This window comes from Burkholderia sp. AU31652 (genome assembly GCF_002223155.1).
Taxonomy (GTDB): Bacteria; Pseudomonadota; Gammaproteobacteria; order Burkholderiales; family Burkholderiaceae; genus Burkholderia.
In genome coordinates, this window is record NZ_NKFG01000004.1 from 531,482 (window position 1) to 546,558 (window position 15,077).

13 protein-coding genes are annotated in these 15,077 nt (G+C 66.2%); all 13 read right to left on the reverse strand.

Annotated features, from left to right (window positions below):
* Positions 1–93: 93 nt before the first annotated feature.
* Positions 94–1,368 (reverse strand): cardiolipin synthase ClsB, encoded by a 1,275-nt coding sequence (gene clsB / locus CFB40_RS14870; protein WP_089426302.1) that lies wholly within the window; start codon positions 1,366–1,368, stop codon positions 94–96.
* Positions 1,365–1,859: a dihydroneopterin triphosphate diphosphatase gene (nudB, locus tag CFB40_RS14875; protein ID WP_089426303.1), complete on the reverse strand. Its 495-nt coding sequence runs from the start codon at positions 1,857–1,859 to the stop codon at positions 1,365–1,367. The genes clsB and nudB overlap by 4 nt, the downstream gene beginning before the upstream one ends.
* A 159-nt stretch (positions 1,860–2,018) precedes the next feature.
* Positions 2,019–3,821 (reverse strand): aspartate--tRNA ligase, encoded by a 1,803-nt coding sequence (gene aspS / locus CFB40_RS14880; RefSeq protein WP_059820390.1) that lies wholly within the window; start codon positions 3,819–3,821, stop codon positions 2,019–2,021.
* Positions 3,822–3,888: 67 nt separating this feature from the next.
* Positions 3,889–4,539 (reverse strand): DUF502 domain-containing protein, encoded by a 651-nt coding sequence (locus tag CFB40_RS14885; protein WP_069248829.1) that lies wholly within the window; start codon positions 4,537–4,539, stop codon positions 3,889–3,891.
* A 61-nt stretch (positions 4,540–4,600) separates the two neighbouring features.
* Positions 4,601–4,948 carry an FmdB family zinc ribbon protein gene (locus CFB40_RS14890; protein ID WP_089426304.1) on the reverse strand — a complete coding sequence of 116 codons (348 nt, stop codon included), beginning with the start codon at positions 4,946–4,948 and terminating at the stop codon, positions 4,601–4,603.
* Positions 4,949–5,043: 95 nt separating this feature from the next.
* Positions 5,044–5,670 (reverse strand): SAM-dependent methyltransferase, encoded by a 627-nt coding sequence (locus tag CFB40_RS14895; RefSeq protein ID WP_089431676.1) that lies wholly within the window; start codon positions 5,668–5,670, stop codon positions 5,044–5,046.
* Positions 5,671–5,687: 17 nt separating this feature from the next.
* Positions 5,688–7,265 (reverse strand): ubiquinone biosynthesis regulatory protein kinase UbiB, encoded by a 1,578-nt coding sequence (ubiB, locus tag CFB40_RS14900; protein WP_089426306.1) that lies wholly within the window; start codon positions 7,263–7,265, stop codon positions 5,688–5,690.
* Between the two features lie 13 nt (positions 7,266–7,278).
* Positions 7,279–7,905, reverse strand: a complete 627-nt coding sequence (locus CFB40_RS14905) for a ubiquinone biosynthesis accessory factor UbiJ (RefSeq protein ID WP_069248831.1) — start codon at positions 7,903–7,905, stop codon at positions 7,279–7,281.
* 163 nt (positions 7,906–8,068) lie between these two features.
* Positions 8,069–9,103, reverse strand: coding sequence for a Tim44 domain-containing protein (locus CFB40_RS14910; RefSeq protein ID WP_089431677.1), 1,035 nt, complete (start codon positions 9,101–9,103; stop codon positions 8,069–8,071).
* A 41-nt stretch (positions 9,104–9,144) separates the two neighbouring features.
* Complete coding sequence (ubiE, locus tag CFB40_RS14915; RefSeq protein WP_039360112.1) at positions 9,145–9,876, reverse strand: bifunctional demethylmenaquinone methyltransferase/2-methoxy-6-polyprenyl-1,4-benzoquinol methylase UbiE; 732 nt, start codon at positions 9,874–9,876, stop codon at positions 9,145–9,147.
* 53 nt (positions 9,877–9,929) lie between these two features.
* Positions 9,930–10,343: a gamma-butyrobetaine hydroxylase-like domain-containing protein gene (locus CFB40_RS14920; protein WP_089426307.1), complete on the reverse strand. Its 414-nt coding sequence runs from the start codon at positions 10,341–10,343 to the stop codon at positions 9,930–9,932.
* Entirely contained in the window at positions 10,340–10,783 is a 444-nt protein-coding gene (locus CFB40_RS14925; RefSeq protein WP_089426308.1) for an HIT family protein, read from the reverse strand. Before CFB40_RS14925 ends, CFB40_RS14920 begins: the two co-directional genes overlap by 4 nt.
* An 85-nt stretch (positions 10,784–10,868) precedes the next feature.
* Complete coding sequence (locus CFB40_RS14930; protein WP_089426309.1) at positions 10,869–14,903, reverse strand: DUF3683 domain-containing protein; 4,035 nt, start codon at positions 14,901–14,903, stop codon at positions 10,869–10,871.
* Positions 14,904–15,077: the final 174 nt, after the last annotated feature.

Below are 15,077 nucleotides of genomic sequence, written 5' to 3' on the forward strand. Positions count from 1 at the left end.
GAGCCGCTATTTTGCGCGATTCCGGCGGGACCGGAGCGGCTTTTCCGCACGAACGTGCGGACAGATTTTTTGAAGCGAATACTTAGTCTGCGTTCAGTCGTAACCGCCGACCGTCAGCGCCTTCATCACGAGGCGGTACGTGTTGTACGCAAGCCAGTTCAGCAGCCGCTCGATGCGCGGGCGCGCGGCGTAGCGCGCGGCATCGATCTCCCGGCCTTCGGCGAACGCGGTCGCGATCGCGTCGCGCAACTGGTTCGTCACTGCATCGTAGCGCACCAGCACGACGTTCGCTTCATTGTTCAGCATAAGGCTCAGCGCGTCCAGGTTCGACGAGCCGACCGTCGCCCAGTTATCGTCGATCACGGCGACCTTGCCGTGCAGGATCGTCTTGTCGTATTCGGCAACGCGCACGCCCGCCCGCAACAGCGAGTGATACAGGAACGGCACGGCCGTATCGAGCGCCGTGAATTCCTTGCGACCGATCAGCACCTGCACGTCGACGCCGCGGCGGGCCGCGCCCGTCAACGCGCGGCGCAGCTTGCGGCCCGGCATGAAATACGGATTCGCGAGCAGGATCCGCTGGCGCGCCTGGCCGATCGCCGCGAGATACGCCTTCTCGATCGCGCGGCGGTTCACGACGTTGTCGCGCGCGACGAACGCGACGCTCGGCTCGGTCACGACCCGCAGTGCGCCGGCCTTGATCCATCGATGGCTGCGCATCCAGCGCCGGAACATGTCGGGGAACGCTTCGCCGCCGTGCAGCCCGGCCGCGTACTGCGCGTACGGCTTGTGGCCGAACTGGATCCGGTGCCACTGCAACTCGAACGCGGCGCGCACGTCGGACACCGCGGGCCCGGCCATCTCGACCGCGAAATCCCAGCGCGGGAACGGCAGCGTCGCGCTGCCCTGCGTGTAGTCGTCGACGATGTTGATGCCGCCGCAGAACGCGACCACGTGATCGATCACCGCGAGCTTGCGATGCGTGCGCGAGAAGCCGAAGCGGCCGAACAGGTAACGGTTGTAGATGCAGTGCTCGACGCCGGCTGCCACCCACGTGTCGAACAACGGCAGGCGCGCGGTGCCGATGCCGTCGGTGATCACGCGCACGCGCACGCCGCGCTGCGCCGCGCGGATCAGCGCGTCCGACACCGGCCGGCCGGCCGCGTCGTCGCAGAAGATGTAGGTTTCGAGCATCACCTGCTCGCGGGCGGCATCGATCCGCTCGATCAGCGCCCGGAAGAACTCGCCGCCGGTCTCGCACAATCGCACGGTATTGCCCGACGTGAAGGCGAGCCGCGACGCGGAACCGCGTTCCTGCAGGAACATCTGCCGCAATTGCGCGAAGCGCTTGCGGGCTTCCGCCGTCATGCGGACGAGCCGTGCGGCGCGCGCGACAGTGCCACGCGCGCGGGCAGTTGCAGGATCGCCTCGGCGTTCGACGGCGAGAAGCAGCGCGCGGCCGCCTCGCGGAACGGCAGCCACGCATGGTCGACATGCTCGCGCGGCGACAGCGTCACGTCGACGCGATGCGGCACGCACAGGCCGAACCAGTGCTCGACGTTGCGCGTGACGCCCGGGGCGTAGCGGTGCAGGTATTGCGGATAGATCGTGTATTCGATCTTGTGGCGCCAGTCGACGAGCGCGCTCGCCGGCACGTCCGGCGTGCCGACTGCGATGCCGGTCTCTTCGACCACTTCGCGCGCGGCAGTGAGCGCGAGCGGCTCGTCGAGCGCGTCCTTCGAGCCGGTCACCGATTGCCAGAAATCAGGCTGGTCGGCACGCTTGATCACGAGCACATCGAGGTCGGGCGTGTAGATCACGACAAGAACGGATTCGGGGATTTTCGGCGGCTTCGTCATCTTTGTTTCATGCAGCACAGGGTCGCGCGCCGGGCAAATGCTCCGAACGGGCGGCAAGTGCTGCGACTGTACCGCAAAAAACGAAAAAGGCGCATCGCTGCGCCTTTTTCATGTGCGCCGTGTGCGCGCGAACGCACACACGACCGGGTACGAGGCGCGTTACGCCTTCGGCTGTTCCGGCTGACGCAGACGGATGTGCAGTTCGCGCAGCTGACGCTCGTCGACCGGGCTCGGCGCCTGCGTGAGCAGATCCTGCGCACGCTGCGTCTTCGGGAACGCGATCACGTCGCGGATCGAATCGGCGCCGGCCATCATCGTGACGATGCGGTCGAGACCGAATGCGATACCGCCGTGCGGCGGCGCGCCGTACTGCAGCGCGTCCAGCAGGAAGCCGAACTTGAGCTGCGCTTCTTCCGCACCGATCTTCAGCGCGCGGAACACCTTGCTCTGCACTTCCTCGCGGTGGATACGCACCGAGCCGCCGCCGATTTCCCAGCCGTTCAGCACCATGTCGTAGGCCTTCGCGAGGCAACGGCCCGGATCCGTCTCGAGGTACTCGAGATGCTCGTCCTTCGGGCTCGTGAACGGGTGGTGAGCCGCGACGTAGCGCGCATCTTCGTCGTCGTATTCGAACATCGGGAAGTCGACGACCCACAGCGGCTTCCAGCCGGCCTGGACGAGACCGTTCGCCTTGCCGAATTCCGAATGGCCGATCTTCAGGCGCAGCGCGCCGAGGCTGTCGTTGACGACCTTCGCGCGATCGGCCGCGAAGAAGATGATGTCGCCGTCTTCCGCGCCGGTGCGCTCGAGGATCGCCGCGATCGATGCGTCGTGCAGGTTCTTGACGATCGGGCTCTGCAGGCCGTCACGGCCCTTCGCCTTCTCGTTGACCTTGATCCATGCGAGGCCCTTCGCGCCGTAGATGCGCACGAATTCGGTGTAGCCGTCGATGTCGCCACGCGACAGCTCGCCGCCCTTCGGCACGCGCAGTGCCGCGACACGGCCGTCCTTCGCGTTGGCCGGCGTGCTGAACACCTTGAAGTCGACGTCCTTCATCGCGTCGGTCAGCTCGGTGAATTCGAGCTGCACGCGCAGGTCCGGCTTGTCCGAACCGAAACGCGCCATCGCTTCCGAGTACGGCATCACCGGGAATTTCGCGTCGAGCTCGACGTCGATCGTCGTCTTGAAGATGTGACGGATCATGTCTTCGAACAGGTCACGGATTTCCTGCTCGCCGAGGAACGACGTTTCGCAGTCGATCTGCGTGAATTCCGGCTGACGGTCGGCACGGAGGTCTTCGTCGCGGAAGCACTTGGTGATCTGGTAGTAACGGTCGAAGTTCGCGACCATCAGCAGCTGCTTGAACAGCTGCGGCGACTGCGGCAGCGCGAAGAACTGGCCCGCGTTCACGCGCGACGGCACGAGGTAGTCGCGCGCGCCTTCCGGCGTGCTCTTCGTCAGCATCGGCGTTTCGATGTCGATGAAGCCCTGCTCGTCGAGGTACTTGCGCGCTTCGATCGCCACGCGGTAGCGCAGGCGCAGGTTGTGCTGCATCTGCGGGCGGCGCAGGTCGAGCACGCGGTGCGTGAGACGCGTCGTTTCCGACAGGTTGTCGTCGTCGAGCTGGAACGGCGGCGTGACCGACGCGTTCAGCACGTTCAGTTCGTGGCACAGCACCTCGATCTTGCCGCTCTTCAGGCCGGCGTTGACCGTGCCGTCCGGACGGTTGCGCACGAGGCCCTTGATCTGCACGCAGAACTCGTTGCGCACGCCTTCGGCGGTCGCGAACATTTCCGCGCGATCCGGGTCGCACACCACCTGCACGAGGCCTTCACGATCGCGCAGGTCGATGAAGATCACACCGCCGTGATCGCGGCGGCGCTGCACCCAGCCGCACAGCGACACGGTTTGGCCCAGCAGGTGTTCGGTCACGAGACCGCAGTATTCAGTACGCATCGACATGATGTTTGCTTTCGTTCGGTTTGATCAACGGGCGCCGCAACGCGCGGCCCGGGCGATGATTCTTTACTTACAGCGGCGGCTCGACGGGGCGGCGTGCAGGCGCCGGAGCCGGCGCCGGGGGCGCCACCACGCCCATCGAGACGATGTACTTGAGCGCGGCATCGACCGACATGTCGAGTTCGATGACTTCGCTCTTCGGCAGCATCAGGAAGAAGCCCGACGTCGGGTTCGGCGTCGTCGGGATATAGACGCTCACGTATTCTTCCGTCAGATGATTGAGCACGTCGCCGCCCGGCGTGCCGGTCAGAAACGCGATCGTATACGAGCCGCGACGCGGGTATTCGATCAGCAGCGCCTTGCGGAACGCGTTGCCGCTGCTCGACAGCAGCGTGTCCGACACCTGCTTGACGCTCGTGTAGATCGGCCCGACGACCGGGATGTGACGCACCACGGCGTTCCACCACGTGACGAGCTTCTGGCCGATGAAGTTCTGCGTGGCCAGCCCGACGACGAAGATGAACGCGAGCGTCAGCACCGCGCCGATCCCCGGCAGATGGAAGCCGAGCATCCGCTCGGGCTGCCACGATTCGGGCAGCAGGAGCAGCGTCTGGTCCATCGTGCCGATGATGAGACCAAGCACCCACAGCGTGATCGCGAGCGGGACGAGAACCAGCAGGCCGGTCAGAAACACCGATTTCAGGGTCGTCTTTTTCATCATCTGCCGTCAATGAACCGCGCCGGCGGCGCGGGTTGGTCGCAGCCCGGCCGGGCCGCGACGGTCAACTGCTGGCGGCGGGCGCTGCAGCCGGGGCGGGCGCCGCGCTCGTCGTCGTGCTTTCGGAACTGCTCGATGCAGCCGGCGCGGCCGCGGCGGGCGCGGCTTCCGTCGATGCAGCCGGGGCTGCATCGCCCGACGCCGTCGCCGGTGCGCTGGTGCCGCCCGAACCGCCACGGAAATCGGTGACATACCAACCCGAACCCTTCAGCTGGAAGCCCGCGGCGGTGACCTGCTTGCGAAATGCATCCTTCCCGCATTCCGGGCACTGCGACAGCGGCGCGTCGCTCATCTTCTGGAGCACGTCCTTCGCGAAGCCACACGCTTCGCATCGATAGGCGTAGATCGGCATGATATTTTTCCCGCGGAAACTGGAAACGGCTTGCAAAACCTTGAATTATAGCCGAAACCCTGCCGCGCTCCGGCAATGGCCGCGATACCCGCGCATCAGCGGCGACGCCACGTGAGCCAGCGCTCGTGTCCTTCGAACACCGCGAGCGAATCGGTCACGGGCAAATCCTCGATCAGCTCGAAGTGCGGCGTGAGCAGCGCATCGAGTTCGGCACGCTCGATTCCGAACGGCGGCCCCTTCGGTTTCGCCATCAGGAAGAAATAGCCGGCCAGCAATCCGTCCACGGGCAGCAGCTCGGCCATGCGCGCCGCATAGCCGGCACGCATGGCCGGCGGCAGCGCGCACAGAAACGCGCGCTCGTACACCCACTGCACGTCGAGCGGCGGCCGGTACGCAAAGAAATCGGCCTGCTCGACGACGTCCGCATGCGCGCCGAGCTGCGCCTTCGCGGCCGCCACCGCCTGCGCGGCGAAATCGATCGCACGCACGGGCCAGCCGGCTTCGGCCAGCCACCCGGCTTCCTGCGCACTGCCGCAGCCGGGAATCAGCACCGCGCACGGCTCGAGCCGATGCGCGAACACACTGAAACCCTCGGGCACGCCACCGAATTCCCACGGCGTCACACCACGCTCGAAACGCTCGTCCCAGAACGATGCGTTGCCGGGGTCGCGCGTCGTGAAATCGGCGGCTGACGGTATAGCGGGTTGCTTCGGATCGGACATCGCCCTGCTCCTTTCGGTCATGTGCCGTACGCGAGCGCCAGCAGCACGCGCGCGACGAGCGCCCCGACGCCGACCGCGAGGCCGAAGATCAGCAGCGCCTGCATCAGCCGGTTCGTCCGCTTCTGCTCGACGAGGATCTGGCGCATCAGGTCTTCGCTCGCGGCACGCGGCGCGTCATGGCGCGCGGCCATCGCGTGATGGATCAGGCGCGGCAGTTGCGGCAGCGTCTTGCTCCACTGCGGCGCCTCGACCTTGAAGCGCTCGTACCAGCCGCGCAGGCCGATCTGCTCGGTCATCCAGCGCTCGAGGTACGGCTTCGCGGTCTTCCACAGGTCGAGCTCGGGGTCGAGCGAACGGCCGAGGCCCTCGACGTTCAGCATCGTCTTCTGCAGCAGCACGAGCTGCGGCTGGATCTCGACGTTGAAGCGGCGCGACGTCGAGAACAGCCGCATCAGCACCTGGCCCAGCGAGATGTCCTTCAGCGCGCGGTCGAAATACGGCTCGCATACCGCGCGGATTGCGCTTTCGAGTTCCTCGACGCGCGTTTCGGGCGGCACCCAGCCCGACTCGAGGTGAAGCGTCGCGACGCGGTGGTAGTCGCGCTTGAAGAACGCGAGGAAGTTCTGCGCGAGGTAGTTCTTGTCGAAATCGGACAGCGCGCCGACGATCCCGAAATCGAGCGCGACGTAGCGGCCGAACGTATTCGGATCGAGGCTCACCTGGATGTTGCCCGGGTGCATGTCCGCGTGGAAGAAGCCGTCGCGGAACACCTGCGTGAAGAAGATCTCGACGCCTTCGCGCGCGAGCTTCTTGATATCGACGCCGGCCGAACGCAGCGTCTCGACCTGGCTGATCGGCACGCCGGTCATGCGCTCCATCACGAGCACCTGCGACGTCGAGAAATCCCAGAACATTTCGGGCACGAGCAGCAGGTCGAGGCCCGCGAAGTTGCGGCGCAGCTGGCTGCCGTTGGCGGCCTCGCGCATCAGGTCGAGCTCGTCGTGCAGATACTTGTCGAATTCGGCGACGACCTCGCGCGGCTTCAGGCGCCGGCCGTCGGCCCACATGCGCTCGGTCCAGATCGCGATGTCGCGCATCAGCGCGAGGTCGGAATCGATCACGGACAGCATGTTCGGGCGCAGCACCTTGACGGCGACGGCCTTGCCCGCGTGCTGGCCCTGCTTGAGCTTCGCGAAATGCACCTGCGCGATCGACGCGCTCGCGACCGGCTCGCGCTCGAATTCGTCGAACAGCTCGTCGACCGGCGCACCGAGCGACTTCTCGATGATCCCGATCGCGACCGCCGAATCGAACGGCGGCACCTGGTCCTGCAGCTTCGCGAGTTCATTCGCGAAATCGACCGACAGCAGGTCGCGGCGCGTCGACAGCACCTGGCCGAACTTCACGAAGATCGGGCCGAGGCTTTCGAGCGCGTGACGCAGCCGCACGGCGGGCGGATCGGAATAGCGGCGGCCGATCGTCGTGATCCGCAACAGCAGCTTCACGCGCCGGTCGTCGATCCGGGACAGCATCACTTCGTCGAGACCAAAGCGGATGACGGTATAGACAATCTTGATGAAACGGAAAATGCGCATGCCCTGCGGCCCCTCAGTGCGCGCCGCGCGGGCCGGAACCCGTGCGCGCGCCGATTTTTTGTTCGAGTCGCTCGACCCGCTTTTCGACCCGTGCAAGCGCATCGCGTGCGCGCGCCAGTTCGGCATCGAAGCCGCCGAGCGACGCGCGCCTGACGACTTGCGGGTTCTCGTCGAGCCAGTATTCGGCGACGGAATCGAGCACGTTGCGGCCGGTGCGGCGCGCGCGCGCGCCGGCGTCGCGCACGACCGTCGCGATCCGGTATGCCGCCGCGTCGCCGACCAGCTTCGCGAGATCTTCTTCAGGTTCCCAGCGCAGGTGCTCGGCCAGCTTCGCGATCTGCGTGGCGAACTCCGCGTCGCCCTCGATCTTCACGTGCTTCATCACGGCCGCCTGGCCGCCCTGCAGGAACGCGGCGACCGTGTCGCCGGCAAGCGCGATCGACACGTCGACCTGTTGCGCATCGTGCGCGTCGACGGCCGACAGATAGCCGTCGGGCTGCACCAGCAGCGTCAGCGTCACCGGGGGCACGTCGATCCGGGCAGTCTTGCCCGAATAGGGAATCAGGCGGTCGCGCGCCCACGATTCGCGGGCGAGCAGGTGATTGACAGCAGCAGCAAAAGGCTTGGCGGCAAAGGTCATCGGGCTGGGAAAGAAAAAACCCGCGCAGGCCGGGCGCCCACGCGGGTTTCTATTGTAACGTCGGATCGTCGGCAGACCGTGCCTGACCGCACACCCGGGCGGCAAGCGGTCGCAGTGCGGCGGCCGTTGCCCGGGTGCCGGCGGCGCGGGCCGCCGGTCACGCTCAGTGCGTGTTGATCTGCTGGATGCCCGCGAGCAGCCAGCCCTGACTGCCCGACTTCGACAGGTTCCACACCTCGTCGAACGGCGCGGCCGATGCATTCGCCGATTCGCGGATCAGGCCGTGGAAGCGCACGCTCGCCGACTGCTCGATGCCGCGATCCTCGATCGCGACCAGTTCCGCGTCGAGCTGCACGACGTCGGTCTGGTTCGACTCGTTGCCGCGCGAATCGAGGTCGATCTTGATCTCGGCGAACATTTCCGGCGTCGTGAACTCGCGGATGTCGGCCAGGTTACCCTGGTCCCACGCGGCCTGCAGGCGCACGAAATAGACCTTCGAGCTGCGCAGGAACGCTTCGGTGTCGAAGCCGGCCGGCACCTGGAGCGGTGCTGCCGCAGCAGCCGCTGCCGCGCCGGTGGCCGCGGCACCGCCGCCGAACACGCCTTGCGCTTCGTTCGCGTAGCTGCTGCCGCTACCCGCATAGTTGCTGCCGGTGCTGCCCTGCTGGAACGACGGGCTTTGCGAGTAGCCGCCCGACGACGACGCCGAGCCGCCGACCGAGTAGGCCGGCTCCTGCGGACGACGGCGGTTCATGAACTTGCGGATCAGCCAGATGCCGACCGCCGCGAGCAGCGCGATCACGATGACGTTCGCCATCATGCTCGCGAATGCGCCGCCCAGGCCGAAGTGCGACAGCAGCGCCGCGATACCGAGACCAGCCGCGAGGCCGGCGATCGGCCCGAGCCAGCGCGAGCGGTTGGGCTGTGCGGCCGGCGCGGGCGCGGCCGGATTCGCACGCTGCGCCTGCGACGGCGCGGCCTGCTGCATCGGCTGCTGCGCGGGCGGCGTGGCCTGGCGCTGCGTGACCGTGGAGTTCTGGCGGCCGATGCTGCGCCCGCCGCCCATGCGCTTGGCTTCGGCGTCGAGCGATGCGAACGTGCCGGCCGTGAGCAGGCCGACCATCAGCAGCGTGCCGACCCGTCGAGCCCACGGCTTCGACGGCTTGCTACGGTTGAACAACGAACGCGATTCGAACATCAGTTTCTCCAGATGTAAGACAAATGTATGGAAAGAGCCCCTTAATACTTGGCTCCCATGTGTAAAGCTACCACGCCACCTGACAAATTGTAATATTTGACGGCATCGAGGCCCGCTTGTTCCATCATCGTCTTCAGTGTGTCCTGATCGGGGTGCATCCGAATAGATTCGGCAAGATACCGGTAACTTTCAGCATCTTTCGCGAACTTGTCGCCAAGCCACGGTAATACTTTGAAAGAATACAGATCGTACGCTTTTTTCAGCGGATCCCAGACTTTCGAGAACTCCAGCACCATCACGCGGCCGCCGGGCTTCGTCACGCGGCGCATCTCCGCCAGCGCGGCATCCTTGTGCGTCATGTTGCGCAGCCCGAACGCGACCGTGACCACATCGAAGTAGTTGTCCGGAAAGGGAATTTTCTCCGCGTCGCACAGCAGCGACGGCGTCACGATGCCCTTGTCGAGCAGCCGGTCACGGCCGACGCGCAGCATCGATTCGTTGATGTCCGTGTGCCAGACCTCGCCGGTGGGCCCGGCCGCCTTCGCGAACGACCGGGTCAGGTCGCCGGTGCCGGCCGCCAAGTCGAGCACCTTGAAGCCGGGGCGCACGTTCGCCTGCGCGATCGTGAACGCCTTCCACGCGCGGTGCATGCCCGCCGACATCAGGTCGTTCATCAGATCGTAGTTGCTCGCGACCGAATGGAACACACCCGCCACTTTCTTCGCTTTTTCGTTTTCCTCGACGCTTTCGAAGCCGAAGTGGGTTTTGCTCATCGCGTTGATCCTCAGTAAATGGCAAGACGGCGCCGAGCGGGCGCCGTCGAATTTCAGTGGCAGTGGCCGTGCGACGCATTCGCCGCCGGCATCGGGGCATCGCGCTCGACGCCCGCCGCCTTCAGTTTGTCGAAATAGTCGCGCCACAGCGCGTCCTGCTGCGTGGCCAGCTCGTACAGCAGGTCCCACGAGTAGATGCCGGTCGAATGGCCGTCGGAGAACGTCGGCTGCAGCGCGTAGTGGCCGACGCCCTCGAGCGCGGTGATCGTCACTTCGCGCTTGCCCGTCTGCAGCGTCTCCTGGCCGGGCCCGTGGCCGCGCACCTCGGCCGACGGCGAATACACGCGCATCAGCTCGAACGGAATCCGGAAACTGTCGCCGTTCGGGTACTGCAATTCGAGCACGCGCGATACCGCGTGCACGACGACGCCGGACGGAATCGGCGTCGTGGAAGTCAAACCGCTCATGGCTGCCTCGAATCGGTCATGCGTTGAATTTCCTCGCGCACCGCATTGTGCAGCAGCGAGGCCTGCGCTGCGCGCGAGCGCAGCAGCGCCTCGGACACGCTGCGCTGGCGCGGCGCCCATACGGGCTGCGGGAAGTGTGCGTCGTTGGAAAAGCGCGGGATCACGTGCCAGTGCACGTGCGGCACCATGTTGCCGAGGCTCGCGAGATTCACCTTGTTCGGCTGCATCACGCGGCGCACGGCCCGCTCGACCGCATAGACCACGCGCATCAGATGTGCCCGCTCCGGTTCGCCGAGATCGGAGAATTCGGCCACGTGCGCGCCCCAGATCACCCGGCAGAAGCCCGGGTAGTCGTGCTCGCCCGTCGCGAGGACGACACGCACCGCATCGTCCTGCCAGAGCACCTCGCCGCCGTCTTCACGGCAAAACACGCATTCCATCGTCGCTCCCATGTGGACGGGCGCCGGCATTGCCGCGCCGGCGCCCGCTCATTCCTGGCCCGGTCGGGCGGTCGTCATGCCCGCATTAGACCAGCACGCGCTCGATCCCGCCATTGTTCGCACGTGCGACATAATCGGCCATCCAGTTCTCGCCGAGCACCTGGCGCGCGATTTCGACCACGATGTAGTCGGCTTCGAGGTTCGCGTCCTCGCTGTAGCGCGACAGGCCCTGCAGGCACGACGGGCAGCTCGTCAGGATCTTCACGTCCGGGCCGTTCGCGGCCGCGGCGGCCGCTGCAGCCGACCCGGGCGCGTTGCCGGCCACGACCGGGATGCTGCGCAGCTTCGCGGCCCCCTTGCGGATCTCCTCTTCCTTGCGGAAGCGGACCTGCGTCGAAATGTCCGGGCGCGTGACCGCGAGCGTGCCCGATTCGCCGCAGCAGCGATCGTTCTTCTCGATCTTGTAGCCGTCCTTCTCGGCGCCCATCAGCTCGTTGACGAGCTTCACCGGGTCCATCGTCTTGATCGGCGTGTGGCACGGGTCGTGATACATGTAGCGCGTGCCCGTCACGCCATCGAGCTTCATCCCCTTCTCGAGCAGGAACTCGTGGATGTCGATGATCCGGCAGCCCGGGAAGATCTTGTCGAATTCGTAGCCGGCGAGCTGGTCATAGCAGGTGCCGCACGACACGACCACCGTCTTGATGTCGAGGTAGTTCAGCGTGTTCGCGACCCGGTGGAACAGCACGCGGTTGTCGGTGACGATCTTCTCGGCCTTGTCGTACTGGCCCGAGCCGCGCTGCGGATAGCCGCAGCACAAGTAGCCCGGCGGCAACACCGTCTGCACGCCGGCTTCCCACAGCATCGCCTGCGTCGCGAGCCCGACCTGCGAGAACAGGCGCTCGGAGCCGCAGCCCGGGAAGTAGAACACCGCTTCCGAATCGACCGTGGTCGACTTCGGGTTGCGGATGATCGGCACGATCTTGTTGTCCTCGATGTCGAGCAGCGCGCGCGCCGTCTTCTTCGGCAGGTTGCCCGGCATCTTCTTGTTGACGAAGTGGATCACCTGCTCGACCACGGGCGGCTTGCCGACCGTCGCCGGCGGGTGCTGCGTCTGCTTCGTCACGACCTTCTTCAGCATGTCGTTCGCGAAGCGCTGCACCTTGTAGCCGGCGCCCATCATCACGCTGCGCGCGACGTTGATCGTCTGCGGGTTGGTCGCGTTCAGGAAGAACATGCCCGCCGCATTGCCGGCGTTGAACTTCTTCTTGCCCATCTTGCGCAACAGGTTGCGCATGTTCATCGTGACGTCGCCGAAGTCGATCTTCACCGGGCACGGCGTCGCGCACTTGTGGCACACCGTGCAGTGGTCGGCCACGTCGTTGAACTCGTCCCAGTGCTTGATCGACACGCCGCGGCGCGTCTGCTCCTCGTACAGGAACGCCTCGACCAGCAGCGAGGTTGCGAGGATCTTGTTGCGCGGGCTGTACAGCAGGTTCGCGCGTGGCACGTGCGTCGCGCACACCGGCTTGCACTTGCCGCAGCGCAGGCAGTCCTTCACCGAATCGGCGATCGCGCCGATGTCGGACTGCTTCATGATCAGCGACTCGTACCCCATCAGCCCGAAGCTCGGCGTATAGGCGTTGCGCAGATCGGCGCCTTCGAGCAGCTTGCCCTTGTTGAAGCGGCCGTTCGGGTCGACGCGCTGCTTGTATGCGCGGAATTCGGCGATCTCGTCGTCGGTCAGGAACTCGAGCTTCGTGATGCCGATGCCGTGCTCGCCGGAAATCACGCCGTCGAGCGAACGCGCGAGCGTCATGATGCGTGCGACCGCCGCGTGGGCGTCCTGCAGCATCTCGTAGTTGTCGGAGTTGACCGGCAGGTTGGTGTGGACGTTGCCGTCGCCCGCGTGCATGTGCAGCGCGACGAACACGCGGCCGCGCAGCACCTGCTTGTGGATCGCCTGCGCCTCGTCGAGGATCTGCTTGAACGCGCCGCCGTTGAAGATCGCGCGCAGCTCTGCACGGATTTCCTGCTTCCACGAGATGCGGACCGTGCGGTCCTGCGTGATGTGGAACACGGTCGCGCCCGGCTGATCGTCCGCGCGATCGGCGAACTTCTCGGCAAGCGCCTCGTAGCCGAGCTGCACGAGGTAGTGCTGCGCCTCGCGCAGCGGCTGGTCGAGCCGGTCGCGCACGAATTCCCAGCGGGCACGCACGCGCTTGAGCAGCTCCAGCGCCTGCTGGACCCGGTCCTCGAGCAGTTCGGCGCTCGGGATCTCGTTCGCGTCGTCGGTCTTGCCGAGCGGCAGGTTGCCGGCACGGAAAAACGCTTCCAGCGCATCGACGAGCTGCAGCTTGTTCTTCAGCGACAGCTCGATGTTGATCCGCTCGATACCGTCGGTGTACTCACCCATCCGGTTCAGCGGGATCACGACGTCTTCGTTGATCTTGAACGCGTTCGTGTGCTTCGCGATCGCGGCCGTGCGGCTGCGGTCGAGCCAGAAGCGCTTGCGCGCCTCCGCGCTGACCGCGACGAAGCCTTCGCCGCTCTTGCCGTTCGCCATCCGGATCACTTCGGACGTGGCGTGCGCGACCGCATCGGCATCGTCGCCGACGATGTCGCCGATCAGCACCATCTTGGGGAAGGCATTGCGCTTGCTCTTGGTCGCGTAGCCGACCGCGCGCAGGTAGCGCTCGTCGAGGTGCTCGAGGCCCGCGAGGATCGCGCCGCCCTGCTTCGACGTCTCGAACAGGTAATCCTTGATCTCGACGATACTCGGGATCGCCTCGCGCGCCTGGCCGAAGAATTCGAGGCAGACGGTGCGCGTGTGCGCGGGCATCTTGTGCAGCACCCAGCGCGCGGACGTGATGAGCCCGTCGCAGCCTTCCTTCTGCACGCCCGGCAGGCCGGCGAGGAACTTGTCGGTCACGTCCTTGCCGAGCCCTTCCTTGCGGAACCGGCGCCCTTCGATCTCGAGCATTTCGGTGCGCAGCAGCTTCTCGCCCGGCGCGTAGGCGCCGTCGAACCACTTCAGCTCGAAACGCGCGACCGCGATGTCGTGGATCTTGCCCTGGTTGTGCTCGTGGCGCGTGACTTCGAGCCAGTTGCCGTCCGGGTCGACCATCCGCCACCAGGCCAGGTTGTCGAGCGCGGTGCCCCACAGCACGGCCTTCTTGCCGCCCGCGTTCATCGCGACGTTGCCGCCGATGCACGATGCGTCGAGCGAGGTGGGATCGACCGCGAACACGTAGCCGGCCGCTTCCGCCGCCTCGGTCACGCGGCGCGTGACGACGCCCGCGCCGGAGAAGATCGTCGGCACCTTGTGCGCGACGCCCGGCAGCTCGGTCAGCTCGACCGCGCCGAGCTGTTCGAGCTTTTCGGTGTTGATGACGGCGGAGAACGGCGTGAGCGGCACCGCGCCGCCCGTGTAGCCAGTGCCACCGCCGCGCGGGATCACGGTCAGGCCGAGCTCGAAGCAGGCCTTGATCAGGCCGGCGATCTCGGCTTCGCTATCGGGGGTCAGCACGACGAACGGGTATTCGACACGCCAGTCGGTCGCGTCGGTCACGTGCGACACGCGCGACAGCCCGTCGAAACGGATGTTGTCCTTCTGCGTGCAGCGGCCGAGCGCCTTGGTCGCGCGGCGGCGCAGGTCGGCCATCTTCTCGAATTCGTCGGCGAACTCGTTGACCGCACGCTGCGCGGCGGTTTCGAGCATCTCGACGCGCGATGCGCGCTCGCGGCCCGCGTCGTCGCGGTGCTCGGTGAGATCCGCGCTGCGGCGCTTGCCGATTTCGGTGAGGCGGTGGTTCAGCGCCTCGATCAGCAGCGCGCGGCGCTTCGGGTTGTCGAGCAGGTCGTCCTGCAGGTACGGGTTGCGGCGCACGACCCAGATGTCGCCGAGCACTTCATACAGCATCCGTGCCGAGCGGCCCGTACGGCGCTCGGCGCGCAGTTCGTCGAGCACCGACCACGCCTCTTCGCCGAGCAGGCGGATCACGATCTCGCGATCCGAGAAGGACGTGTAGTTGTAGGGAATCTCGCGCAAACGGGGCGCGGGGTCGGCGGCGACGGCGGCGGCCGCGCCATGCGGATCGAAAACTTGTGGTGCGTTCATGTTCGGACGACTCGGAGGGCCGATACACCGTGCACGGGCGTCGGCAAGCGCGTGGGCGCAATCTTGGGGAAATCTGTTCTGTTACCAGGCGCGCGGCTGTCCTTCATGGGGCCGGAGCGGGCGACTCGCCCCTCCTGGCCGGCGACAGGGCCTGGCGGCACTCGGAACGATCAG